Annotated in this window: 10 protein-coding genes; 7 read left to right on the top strand and 3 right to left on the bottom strand. The window is 31.6% G+C overall.

The features are described 5' to 3' along the window. Positions 1-19: 19 nt before the first annotated feature. A complete protein-coding gene (locus tag LOS89_RS01570; protein WP_231835978.1) occupies positions 20-1,270 on the bottom strand; it encodes an ABC transporter permease in 1,251 nt (416 codons plus the stop codon). A 405-nt stretch (positions 1,271-1,675) separates the two neighbouring features. Between LOS89_RS01570 and purH the strand changes: the two genes are divergently transcribed. The 6 genes from purH (at position 1,676) to rodA (ending at position 8,908) form a co-directional block, all read left to right on the top strand. Beyond that, positions 1,676-3,208: a bifunctional phosphoribosylaminoimidazolecarboxamide formyltransferase/IMP cyclohydrolase gene (gene purH, locus LOS89_RS01565; protein WP_231835977.1), complete on the top strand. Its 1,533-nt coding sequence runs from the start codon at positions 1,676-1,678 to the stop codon at positions 3,206-3,208. 144 nt (positions 3,209-3,352) lie between these two features. Further along, the gene (locus tag LOS89_RS01560) at positions 3,353-4,381 is read left to right on the top strand and encodes a rod shape-determining protein (RefSeq protein ID WP_231835976.1); all 1,029 of its coding nucleotides are present in this window, start codon (positions 3,353-3,355) and stop codon (positions 4,379-4,381) included. Between the two features lie 10 nt (positions 4,382-4,391). After that, positions 4,392-5,222: a rod shape-determining protein MreC gene (mreC, locus tag LOS89_RS01555; protein ID WP_231835975.1), complete on the top strand. Its 831-nt coding sequence runs from the start codon at positions 4,392-4,394 to the stop codon at positions 5,220-5,222. Beyond that, positions 5,223-5,726, top strand: coding sequence for a rod shape-determining protein MreD (locus LOS89_RS01550; RefSeq protein WP_231835974.1), 504 nt, complete (start codon positions 5,223-5,225; stop codon positions 5,724-5,726). It abuts the gene before it with no gap. After that, positions 5,723-7,651: a penicillin-binding protein 2 gene (mrdA, locus tag LOS89_RS01545; RefSeq protein WP_231835973.1), complete on the top strand. Its 1,929-nt coding sequence runs from the start codon at positions 5,723-5,725 to the stop codon at positions 7,649-7,651. Before LOS89_RS01550 ends, mrdA begins: the two co-directional genes overlap by 4 nt. Then, the gene (rodA, locus tag LOS89_RS01540; protein ID WP_231835972.1) at positions 7,652-8,908 is read left to right on the top strand and encodes a rod shape-determining protein RodA; all 1,257 of its coding nucleotides are present in this window, start codon (positions 7,652-7,654) and stop codon (positions 8,906-8,908) included. It begins immediately after the preceding gene. Between the two features lies 1 nt (position 8,909). On the opposite strand, the gene LOS89_RS01535 is transcribed toward rodA, so the two are convergent. Beyond that, entirely contained in the window at positions 8,910-9,701 is a 792-nt protein-coding gene (locus LOS89_RS01535) for a DNA/RNA non-specific endonuclease (protein ID WP_374107726.1), read from the bottom strand. A gap of 53 nt (positions 9,702-9,754) precedes the next feature. Here LOS89_RS01535 and LOS89_RS01530 point away from each other — a divergent pair, with 53 nt between their 5' ends. Next, complete coding sequence (locus LOS89_RS01530; protein WP_231835971.1) at positions 9,755-10,273, top strand: hypothetical protein; 519 nt, start codon at positions 9,755-9,757, stop codon at positions 10,271-10,273. Positions 10,274-10,322: 49 nt separating this feature from the next. Here the strand turns inward: LOS89_RS01530 and LOS89_RS01525 are convergent, their stop codons facing one another. Continuing rightward, complete coding sequence (locus LOS89_RS01525) at positions 10,323-12,476, bottom strand: carboxy terminal-processing peptidase (protein WP_231835970.1); 2,154 nt, start codon at positions 12,474-12,476, stop codon at positions 10,323-10,325. Positions 12,477-12,599: the final 123 nt, after the last annotated feature.

The following is a 12,599-nucleotide window of genomic DNA, read 5'->3' as shown; positions in this document are numbered from 1 at the left end:
TCGCCAAATATAGTAAAAATTACATCCCGCTACGGATTGCTTCAACTGGATCTAATTTAGAAGCAGAAATTGCAGGAATAATTCCAGAAACCAAACCAATGAAAGCCGCCAATCCGGAACCTAACAACATATTAGCTGTACTTAATACAAATTCAAAATCCAATGCAGAAGAAAGTATTAATGCAATTACCCAAACCAAAAACATTCCAATTACTCCTCCAATTAAAGAAAGAATAACTGCTTCAAATAAAAATTGAAACAAAATGAATTTATTTTTAGCTCCAAGTGCTTTTTGAATTCCAATTAAATTGGTTCTTTCTTTTACCGATACGAACATAATGTTAGCGATACCAAATCCTCCAACTAAAAGTGAAAACGCACTAATAATCCAACCTATCATGTTCATTTGACCAATAATATTATCAATAAAATCGGTAAAACCAGACAATACATTCATAAAGAAATTATTAATTTCTCCCGTTTTTACACCTCTATGCGAACGTAATTTTTGAGCCAATTCTGCTTTAAATTCTTCGATATCAACTCCTTTTTGTGGTTTAATTAAAATAGCTGGTGTTAATGCTTTATTGTTATCACCATACAATCTTCTTAAAAAATTAACCGGAAAAAAAACGGCAACATCGCCACTATCGCCAAACATTCCTTGACCTTGTTTTTTTAAAACTCCAATAACTGTAAAACGTTGCCCGTATAAACGTACTTTTTTCCCAATAGGATCACTGTTTTCAAACAAACCAGTTGCCACTTCACTACCAATTACGATTACCGGACTTCCAGAATTGGATTCCGCTTCATTGAACAAACGCCCTTTATCTATTTTAACGGGTTCAATATCAAAAAAGTCAGAAGTTGATGGTTTTACACGAATAGAATTAACCGTTTTAGAATCATATTTTATGTTTTCATTTCGAGTAAAAAGGTTGAAAGAAATTTTATCAATATCGTTTACATTTCGCTTAATGTATTCGTACTCTTCATAGGTTACATTTGGAAATTGCTCTCTTTTCCAGCGAGGCACTTCAGAAGGCCCAAATGAAAAACGCATTAAATACACAGTATTCATATCCATATCACTCAAATCTTCCTTGATTTTTTTATCCATAGAATCTACTGCTGCTAACACTGCAATAATGGAAAAAATACCAATAGTAACGCCTAACAACGACAAAAGCGTACGCAATTTATTATTGCGCAATGCATTGAGGGCAAAACTGAAACTTTCTGAAAGTAATCGTAAATATAAAAGCATAATACTGAGCTATTACTAATAAGTAGAGCATTGAGGGAAAATGTTACAGTTGGAGGGAATTTATTTATATTTGAGAAAAAATAATGATTCAAAATGAAGACCTTGTATACAGTATCCTATTTGGAATCATAGGAGTTCTATATTTTGTTATTCATAAATTCTGGAAATCATATAGGGACAAAAACCCAATTTTCCCCAAAATTGAGACAAATACAAAATCAATTGAAAACTGGATGGTTATAATCTTTTTAGCAATTGCTTCAATTTTCTTTTTTATAAAATCTATTATCTAATTTAAAAAATATAAAACAATAAAGTTTGACTTTTTTAAGAAGTATAACTACTTTTGCACCACAAAACAACAACATCTATCTGAGCGCATTTCAGATACAACAACACAACACCATGAACACAACAAAAAAAATTGCTTCGGCATTGATTTCTGTATTTGACAAAAACGGTTTAGAACCTATTGTTAAAGCCCTTCACCAAAACAATGTAACTATTTATTCTACTGGCGGAACTGAAACTTTTATTAAAGATTTAGGCATTCCTGTAGTAGCTGTAGAAGATATTACAGCTTTCCCAGAAATTTTAGGAGGAAGAGTAAAAACGTTACATCCAAAAATTTTTGGTGGTATTTTAAACCGTCAAGACCATGCTGGTGATGTGGAACAAATGAAAGAATTCAACATTCCGCAAATCGATTTAGTGATTGTGGATTTGTATCCGTTTGAAAAAACAGTTGCTTCAGGTGCTGGAGAACAAGATATTATCGAAAAAATCGATATTGGTGGAATTTCATTAATTAGAGCGGCTGCAAAAAACTTCAAAGACACAGTAATTGTAGCTTCTGTTGACCAATATGCGCCATTCTTAAATTTCTATACAGAAAACAATGGTGCAACAACTTTAGAAAACAGAAAATTATTAGCAACTCGCGCTTTTAACGTTTCTTCTCATTATGATTCAGCTATTTTTAACTACTTCAACCAAACACATGAAGAACCAGTTTTAAAAATTAGCGAGCAAAACGGAAACGTATTGCGTTATGGAGAAAACCCACATCAAAAAGGATTCTTCTTTGGTGATTTTGACAAAATGTTTACTAAAGTTCACGGAAAAGAATTGTCTTACAACAATTTATTAGATGTTGATGCTGCTGTAAATTTAATGAACGAATTCAAAAACGACAATCCAACTTTTGCTATCTTAAAACACAATAACGCTTGTGGTTTAGCTACAAGAAACACTATGGTAGCTGCTTATTTAGATGCTCTAGCTGGTGACCCAACTTCTGCTTTTGGTGGTGTTTTAATTGCAAACGGGAAAATTGATGTTGCTACTGCAAACGAAATCAACAAATTGTTCTGCGAAGTAGTAATTGCTCCATCTTACAATCAAGAAGCAATTGACATTTTAGAAGAAAAGAAAAATCGTATCATTTTAATTTTAAACGATATCGAATTACCTCAAACTACCGTAAGAACTTGTTTAAACGGTGTTTTGGTTCAAGATAAAGACAATGTAACTGATACTAAAGAACATTTAAAAACAGTTACTAATGCGGTTCCTACTGCTGAAGAAATTGAAGATTTATTGTTTGCATCTAAAATTTGTAAACACACAAAATCAAACACAATTGTTTTTGCTAAAAACAAACAACTTTGTGCTTCAGGAACAGGACAAACTTCAAGAGTTGACGCATTAAGACAAGCAATTGAAAAAGCAACTTCATTTGAATTTGATTTAACTGGAGCAGTTATGGCAAGTGATGCCTTTTTCCCTTTCCCAGACTGTGTTGAAATTGCTAACAAAGCGGGTATCACTGCTGTTATTCAACCAGGTGGATCAATAAAAGACGAATTAAGTATTAATTATTGTAACGATAATAACATGGCAATGGTATTCACAGGAATTCGCCATTTCAAGCATTAATATTTATTTAACATAAAATAATTCAAACGCATTAAAATAATATTTTTTTTAATGCGTTTTTATTTTAAATTATATCAGATTATTTTCATAATTTTGCTGGTTGAATACTATTATACAAAAAAACGCTAAACCCTTCTTTAATTTATGGGATTTTTTGATTTCATGACCGAGGATATCGCAATCGACCTTGGTACCGCAAACACGCTAATTATTCACAACGATAAAGTCGTTGTAGATAGCCCTTCTATTGTTGCTCGTGACCGCATTACAGGTAAAATTATAGCTGTAGGAAAAGAAGCCAACATGATGCAGGGTAAAACTCATGAAAACATCAAAACCATTCGACCATTAAAAGATGGAGTTATCGCTGACTTTGACGCGTCAGAGCAGATGATTAAAATGTTTATTAAAAGTATTCCTGCTTTAAAGAAAAAATTATTTACTCCTGCACTTCGTATGGTAATTTGTATTCCATCTGGAATTACAGAGGTAGAGATGCGAGCGGTAAAAGAATCGGCTGAGCGTGTAAATGGTAAAGAAGTTTACTTAATTCATGAGCCTATGGCTGCAGCAATTGGTATTGGATTAGATATCATGCAACCAAAAGGAAACATGATTGTAGATATCGGAGGTGGTACAACAGAAATTGCTGTTATTGCATTAGGCGGTATTGTTTGTGACAAATCGGTTAAAATTGCCGGAGACGTTTTCACAAACGACATCGTTTACTACATGAGAACACAACACAATTTATTTGTTGGAGAAACTACAGCTGAAAAAGTAAAAATTCAAATTGGTGCTGCAACTGAAGATTTAGACAGCCCACCAGAAGATATGGCAGTTGACGGAAGAGACTTATTAACTGGAAAACCAAAACGTGTTGATGTATCGTACCGTGAAATTGCAAAAGCATTAGACAAATCGATTCAACGTATTGAAGATGCCGTTATGGAAACTTTATCTCAAACGCCACCAGAATTATCAGCAGATATTTACAATACTGGTATTTATCTTGCAGGTGGAGGTTCGATGTTAAGAGGTTTGGACAAACGAATTTCAATGAAAACCGACTTACCTGTTTATATTGCAGAAGATCCGTTAAGAGCGGTTGTAAGAGGAACAGGAATGACATTAAAGAACATCAACAAATACAAAGGAATTCTGATTAAATAAAAAATAATCCATGCAGCAAATAATTAATTTTATCATAAAAAACAGCTATCGATTGCTGTTTTTGCTGCTTTTGGGTATTTCATTTTCTTTGGTAATTAAATCGCATTCATATCATCGTAGTGAATATGTGAATTCTGCTAACGCTGTTACTGGTGCTTATTACGAAAAAGTAAATGAGGTAAACGAATATTTTAGTCTGAAACAAAAAAACAAAGACTTAGCATCAGAAAACGCATTGTTGAAACAATTGCTTTTCAATAAAAAAGACACCATTTTAACTTCTAAAACACTTTTTAGAAACGACTTAAACAACTACAATGTTGTGGTAGCAAAAGTGGTAAAAAACTCTTTTAATACTCGTGAGAATTACATCACTATCAATTCAGGTAAAAATTCAGGAATTGAAGTGGATATGGGTGTTGTAAACGACAAAGGAATTGTTGGATTAATTGAAAAAACTTCTAATAATTATTCAACGATACAAAGTGTTTTGAATACGAAGTCAAAAATCAACGCTAAGATTAAAAACTCAAATCATTTTGGTTCTTTAATTTGGGACGGAAGTAATGTAGGTTATGCACAATTAATCGACGTTCCTCGATTGGCTTCTTTAAAACATGGCGATTCGATCGTAACAGGAGGAAACTCAGATATTTTTCCTGAGAATATTCCAATAGGAAAAATTGATAAAATTTTCATCGACAAGAAAACAAATTATTATACAATCAATATTCGTTTGTTTAACGACATGACATCACTTGGATATGTTTACGTTATTGAAAACAAAAGAAAAAAAGAAAAAAGACAACTAGAATTAGAAACCACAGCACCAAAACAATAAGTGAACAATAGCATATTAAATAGTATACGATTTGTCGTTTTTTTATTCTTGCAAATTTTAATATTTAACAATATTAATTTGTTCGGATACTTAAATCCGTATCCGTATGTTTTGTTCATTTTGTTATATCCTGTTAACAGCAACAAAAGTGTATTACTATTAGGAAGTTTTGCAATGGGAATTCTATTAGACATGTTTTGTAATTCAGGAGGAATTCACACTATGGCTTCTTTAGTTTTAGCATACATACGTCCTTCGCTATTTAAATTTGCATTTGGATTGAGTTACGAATATCAAACGGTTAAAATTGCAGATAAAATAACACCTGAGAGAATTACACTGCTTTTATTGGCAATTTTTATTCATCATTTTGTTTTATTCTTCTTCGAATATTTCCGATTTGATTTAATTTTCACTATCTTAACTCGCACACTATTCAGTACGATATTTACGTTTATAATAAGTATGCTAATCCTTTTCTTAATCAAGCCAAATAAACGATGAGAAAAATTCTGTTGCCATCCGTAATCATAATTACTTCAATTATTCTGATTGCTAGAATTTTTTATCTTCAGGTAATTGACGAAAATTTAAAACTACAATCCGAAAATAATGCTATTAAAAAAGTATTCGATTTTCCGGAAAGAGGCTACATATACGATCGTAATGGCAAACTTTTAGTTGCCAACCAACCATCTTATGATATCATGGTGGTTCCGCGAGAAATTAAAAATATCGACACTACCGAATTTTGTTCACTTTTACATATTTCGAAAGCTGATTTTATTAAAAAAGTAGAAAAAGCAAAAGTATACAGTCCTATGTTGCCTTCTGTATTCTTATCGCAATTGAACAAGGCAGAATATGCTGCTTTTCAAGAAAAGGAAAGAAAATTTGAAGGTTTCTATACTCAAAAACGTTCACTTCGTGACTATCAAGTTAAAGACGGTGCTAATATTTTTGGTTTTATCACCCAAGTAAACGAAGGTATTTTAAAGAAAAACAAATACTACAACAGTGGAGATTTAATTGGAAAACAAGGAGTAGAACAACAATACGAGGAAATTTTAAGAGGTGTAAAAGGAGTAAAATATTTACTTCGCGATAAGCACAATAAAATTATTGGTCCTTACAAAGAAGGAAAGTTTGACACCATTGCACAACAAGGAAAAGACTTAACCTTAACTATCGATCACGCTCTTCAACAATACGGTACCGAGTTGATGATTAATAAACGTGGAGGAATTGTGGCTATTGAACCAAAAACAGGAGAAATTTTAGCTTTGGTTTCAGCGCCAACTTATGATCCTGCTCTTTTAGTTGGAAGACAACGTTCTAAAAACTACACAGCACTTTATAACGATTCGATTGCAAAACCTTTATACGATAGAGGTTTGCAAGCAACATACCCTCCAGGTTCGCCATTTAAAATTGTAACAGGATTAATTGGCTTACAGGAAGAAGTTATTGACGAACAAACTACTTTTTATTGTAATCACGGATTTAATTTTGGTCGATTCATGAAATGTCACTGTGGTTTGCACACATTACAATTGAACAATGGAACTTATAAATCGTGTAACACCTACTTTGGAAACACGTACAAAAGAACTATTGAGAAATATAAAGATTCGTATTACAGTGTTGATAATTGGGCTAATCACGTAAAAAGTTTTGGATTAGGACAATTTTTAGGAACCGACATGCCTATTGGAGCAAAAGGTTTAGTTCCGGATTCAAAATTGTACAAACGAGCTTATAATGGAGCTAAAATTAGAAGTTCATATATCATTTCAAACTCTATTGGACAAGGAGAAGTTTTAACTTCGCCAATACAATTAGCAAATATGATGGCAGCTGTAGCTAATGAAGGTTATTATTACACTCCTCATATCGTTAAAAAGATTAAAGGACAAAGTTTAGACAAAAAGTACACAACAAAACATTACACTACGATTGATAAACAATATTTCCAACCTATTATCCAAGGTATGGAAGATGTATATAATTTTGGTACTGCATCTGGATTAAAAGTCGAAGGAATTAAAATTTGTGGAAAAACTGGAACAGCTGAAAACAAGATTAGAGTTGCTGGAAAAACGTATCAATTAAAAGACCACTCTATTTTCGTTGCTTTTGCACCTCGCGAGAATCCAAAAATTGCTTTGGCTGTATTTATCGAAAATGGTTATTGGGGAAGCAGATGGGCTGGTCCTATTGCTACTTTAATGATTGAAAAATATTTAAATGGTAAAATAAGCCGAAAAGACTTGGAAACAAGAATGCTAAATGGCAGTATTGAAGACGAATATAGAAAAATTGAAAATATTATTTATCAACGCAAAGTTGATCCAACAAGACTTCAAGATTCACTTAACAAAGTAAGCATAGAAATTAGCGACGCCAAAAAAGAAGAAGAGGAAAATTAGATGAAAAATCAAAGCGTAGGAAATAGAATTGATTATATCAGCATTCTAATATATATTGTATTAGTAATTATGGGCTGGATGACCATATATTCTGCGTCATTACCCTTAGAAGAAACTTCTATATTTGATATGTCTCAAACATATGGAAGACAAATGCTTTTCATTGGACTTACTATTCCACTTATTCTAATTATATTATTTTCCGATGCCAAAATATTTGAGCGATTTTCTTTTATTTTCTATGGAATCGGAATCTTTTTACTACTTGGTTTATTTGCATTTGGTGTTACCAAAAAAGGACAAACCAACTGGTATCAGTTTGGTGGATTTGGTTTTCAGCCCTCTGAGTTTGTTAAAACAGCTACCGCCCTATTATTAGCTAAATATCTGAGTTATTCTCAAATTAATTTAAAATATACCAAACATCAAATCATAGGATTAGCAATAGTAGGTCTACCAGTATTACTAATTTTAATGCAACCCGATGCAGGAAGTGCTATGATTTTTATATCATTGATATTTGTATTAAACAGAGAAGGTTTGCCAAGTTGGTATTTTTTCTCAGGGATCATTGCAATTGTACTTTTCTTTCTTTCTTTATTAGTTCAGCCAATATACCTAATCGCAGTTGTTTTTGTGATAATGTTAATTCACTATATTTTTAACAGAAAAATATCTCGTAATCCAATTGTATACGGATTACTTTATTTGGTCATGGCTGGCTTTTGTTTCTCGGTGAGTTATGTATATGACAGTGTTTTAGAACCGCATCAAAAAGATCGTATTAATGTTCTTATTGGTGATGATGTTGACATGAAGAGAGAAGGCTACAACTTGAATCAATCGATGATTGCAATTGGTTCAGGTGGTTTACTTGGAAAAGGATATTTAGAAGGAACACAAACCAAAGGAGGCTTCGTACCTGAACAACACACCGATTATATTTTTACAACTGTAGGTGAAGAATGGGGATTTGTCGGAAGTGTTGTTGTTATACTTTTGTTTGTTGCGTTATTTCTTCGAATTATTTACTTAGCTGAAAATCAGAAAACAAAATTTAGCAGGGTTTACGGTTACTGTGTTGCAACTTATTTATTCACACACTTTTTTGTAAACATTGCCATGCTGATAAAACTATTCCCAACAATTGGGGTACCACTACCCTTCTTTTCTTATGGAGGATCAAGTTTATGGTCGTTTACAATTTTACTTTTTATTTTCATCAAATTAGATGCAAACAAAGTTAACGAATGGTAGTTTAAAAACTCCAGCCTTTGTAATCTGATTTACTTTCTAATTTTGTTTCGAAGCTATCGTCTAGACTTGGATAAAAATCAATCCCTGTCATCTTTTCAATTTCATCAACTGAAACAACAAATTCATACAATGCTTTATCGGAATTTTTATGTGGAACTAAAAACCCAATCATCTTAGAACCATCTTTTGATAACAACACTTTGTAAAAGTAGTTAGGAACTGCAACATTTTCTTTACCAATAGTTTTTAAATTATCACTTAAAACGCCTCCTGTAACAACATATAAACCATCATTTTTTGTTGCCCAATATCTTGTTTTTTCTTCTAATCGGTTCCAAATACCTGAATTAAATTCATGTTCTTGAGGACTAATATTTGAGGTAAAGAATGTTTCTGAATAATCTTCAAAAGATTCTTTTCTATCTCCAGCCGGACATAAATGTCCTTTATCGTAACCCGAATTTTTATAATTTCTCCAATCAGCAGACTTTGTTTTAACTAAAGGATCTTGCTCAAAAAAAGGCCTGTCATAATTTGCATTTGTAACATCATCTTTGTCCAAGTAATAAGCAACCCATTCGCTTTGTTCATATTCCTCTGAATAAGAAAAAGAATACGTTTTGTGTTTGTAAATTTCCTTTGTAGTTGATGTTGGCAAAAAATCAAAATCACTTGAAATGACTTCTTCTTGATTAACGACTTCTTTTTTTTTCATCTGATTTGAATCATTAACTTCAAATTCTTTACATGAACTTAATAAAGCAAAAGGAATGATATATAATAAACTTTTCATCTATTGGCGCAGTTTTTGTTACCTTTGTAAAGGTAATTTTTAAAACCCATATCATGAAAATAAAATTTTTAATTATTGTAGGTTTATTTAGCTTACAAAGTTCATTTTCGCAAGAAACAGTAATTGATAGTGCAAAAGCAAAACAAGAAACTTTAAAACTAGAACAACAAAAAGCAGAAAAAGAAAGATTAAAAGCTGAAGAGAAACAGATAAAAGAGAATCAAAAAGCAGAAAAAGAACGTCAGAAGGCTATAGACAAAGCAGAGAAAGCTCAAAAAGAAGCTGAAAAAGCAAGAAAAAAAGCAGAAAAAGAATTAAAGAAAGCTCAAAAAGCAATTGCTGAAAGAGAAAGAGCTAAAAAAAATGTAGATAAAGCAAAAGACAAAATTGCTGATAATAAAAAAGATCTTGAAAAAGATAAAGACAAATTAGAAAAGCTTAAAAGAAAAGGAAAACTTACAGCGGAAGAAGAATTAAAATGGAGAGAAAAGATTCTTAAAAAAGAAAACAAGGCTTTACAATTACAAATAGATTTAGAAAAAGCTGAGAATAAACTTAGAAAATTAGATTAAAAAAAATCCCGATTCGTTTGAATCGGGATTTTTTTATGCAAGCTATAATTTAATTCATGCTTAATTTTTGTGTTAGACTTTTTCCTTTAGTTAAGGCTTTTAAGTCATCAATTACATTTAAAGTTTCTGCAATGTAAATGTCTTTTTGCATGTCTTCGTGCCAACGCTCTCTTTTTTGTTTTAATAAAGTATCTTTTTCAAACAAAGCAGTTTCATCTGGTAGAGAATTAAATACATATTTATTATTGTATTCAGAAATGGCTTTGAATTTTTTAATCTTAGCATCTGCAACGCTAATCTCTTTATTAAAATCATTCAAGTTTAAGCTAAAGTCATTTTCATCTTTACGCTCAAAAATCCATTTTGCATTTTCATCAATTAATTTAAATGTAGGATTAGCAGCAATTCTCTTTTTACTGTTTGCTATAATATTATCATAATTGATGTTTATAGACTGGTATTTAGCAGGAGCGATTTTATCCCATGGCAATGCGCTTTCTTCATCTCGCTCACCCATATCTAAATACGCAAAACGATCTGGAAAAACGATATCACTTTTTACACCTTCACGTTGCGTAGAACCACCATTAATTCTATAGAATTTTTGAATAGTCGTTTTTAATGCTCCTAAATCTCCAAAAGAATTTCCTCTAATAAAGTTGTTTAAATCAACCATATTTTGAACGGTTCCTTTTCCATAAGAATGCTTACTACCAACAATAATTCCTCTCTTATAATCTTGGATTGCTGCAGCAAAAATTTCTGAAGCCGAAGCCGAAAAATTGTTAATCATTACTACAAGTGGCCCATCATATTGAACTCTCTTATCTGGATCAGGTAAAATTTCTGGATCTCTTCCAGGTGCTTTTACTTGTACAACTGGACCTTCAGGAATAAACAATCCAACCATTTTAACAACAGTTTCTAAAGAACCTCCTCCATTATCACGTAAATCCATGATAAGTCCGTCGATGTTTTGTGCTTTTAATTTTTCAATTTCAGCAGCAACATCTTTAAAAGCATCGCGGTTTTCTTTGTTTTCAAAACTGATATAGAATTTAGGTAAATAGATAATTCCGTATTTTTTACCATCTTTATTGACAATACTCGACTTAGCGAACGTTTCTTCTGTTTCAACTTCGTCTCTAATAATCGTAATTACCTTAATTGTTCCGTCAACTTTTTTAACTGTCAAACGAACTTCTGTTCCTTTTGGACCTTTGATTTTCTTAACAACATCATCCAAACGCATTCCTGCAATATCAAGTGGTTCTTCTTTTCCTTGACCAACTTTCAAAATCAAGTCTCCAGCTTCTAATTCTTTTCCTCTCCAAGCTGGACCACCAGAAATCAATTCAGAAACTTCAACACCTGTTTCTTTCTTTTGTAAACGAGCACCAATTCCTTGGAAAGTTCCACTCATACTAACATCAAATTTTTCTTTATCATCTGGAGAAAAATAGAACGTATGTGGATCAAAACGCTCAACAATTGAATTTAAATATATAGCAAACCAATCGTCTCTTTCTAATTCTTTCTCTATAAAATCAAAGTATTCATTTAATGATTTTAATGAGCTTTCACGAACTTCTTTTTCAATAGTCGCAAAAGATTTTTCAACGTATTTTGGATCGTCTTTCTTTTTATCTGCTTCTAATTTTTGTTTATCAGTAATAGAAGAAAGCGCAGACAACTTTAATTGTTTTCTCCATCTGTCTTTTAAATCTGATTTGCTTTTACTGTAAGGAAGATTCTCATAGTCAACATTAATATTTTCTTTAATATTAAAATCGAAAGGCTTTGACAAAACTTCCGCGTAAATATCTCTAGATTCCTTCATTCTTTTTAACAAACGATCATTTGTTAAATTAAAAAATATCAAATTCTTGTCTCTAATCATATCATCAATTGATGACTCGTATTTACTAAAATCATCAATATCTGATTGAATGAAAAAACGCTTCGTAGGATCGATATTTTCAAGATATTTTTTATACACTTTCTTTGAAAAAGCATCATCAATTGCAACTGGACTATAATGCGCTCTTTCAAGCACCATAGTTAATAAGTCCAAAAGCAATTTATCTTTTTCTGGATCTTCTTTTTTCTGATTAGGAATAAAACTCCACAGTATTGCTGATAAAGCAGTTACCAACAATATAATCTTATAATTTCTTTTCATAAATTCCACTATTCGTTTCATTGAAAAATTTTCAACTAAATTACACAAAAAATCATGCCATAAGTGTGCAAATTACTATAATTTTTTGTTAAACCAACAAAAACTACACTACAAAAAAAGGGTTTCGTCAGAAATTAATTAATT

This window comes from Flavobacterium channae, assembly GCF_021172165.1.
Taxonomy (GTDB): Bacteria; Bacteroidota; Bacteroidia; order Flavobacteriales; family Flavobacteriaceae; genus Flavobacterium; species Flavobacterium channae.
Note: the sequence above shows the minus strand (reverse complement) of the source record. Positions and strands in the feature narration are given on the sequence as shown.

Bases quoted from the DNA above. Each gene is read 5' to 3' on its own strand.
- rodA (WP_231835972.1), top strand. From the start codon at position 7,652: ATGAAAAATCAAAGCGTAGGAAATAGAATTGATTATATCAGCATTCTA.
- LOS89_RS01570 (WP_231835978.1), bottom strand. From the start codon at position 1,270: ATGCTTTTATATTTACGATTACTTTCAGAAAGTTTCAGTTTTGCCCTC.
- mrdA (WP_231835973.1), top strand. From the start codon at position 5,723: ATGAGAAAAATTCTGTTGCCATCCGTAATCATAATTACTTCAATTATT.
- mreC (WP_231835975.1), top strand. From the start codon at position 4,392: ATGCAGCAAATAATTAATTTTATCATAAAAAACAGCTATCGATTGCTG.
- LOS89_RS01525 (WP_231835970.1), bottom strand. From the start codon at position 12,476: ATGAAACGAATAGTGGAATTTATGAAAAGAAATTATAAGATTATATTG.
- LOS89_RS01530 (WP_231835971.1), top strand. From the start codon at position 9,755: ATGAAAATAAAATTTTTAATTATTGTAGGTTTATTTAGCTTACAAAGT.
- LOS89_RS01560 (WP_231835976.1), top strand. From the start codon at position 3,353: ATGGGATTTTTTGATTTCATGACCGAGGATATCGCAATCGACCTTGGT.
- purH (WP_231835977.1), top strand. From the start codon at position 1,676: ATGAACACAACAAAAAAAATTGCTTCGGCATTGATTTCTGTATTTGAC.
- LOS89_RS01535 (WP_374107726.1), bottom strand. From the start codon at position 9,701: ATGAAAAGTTTATTATATATCATTCCTTTTGCTTTATTAAGTTCATGT.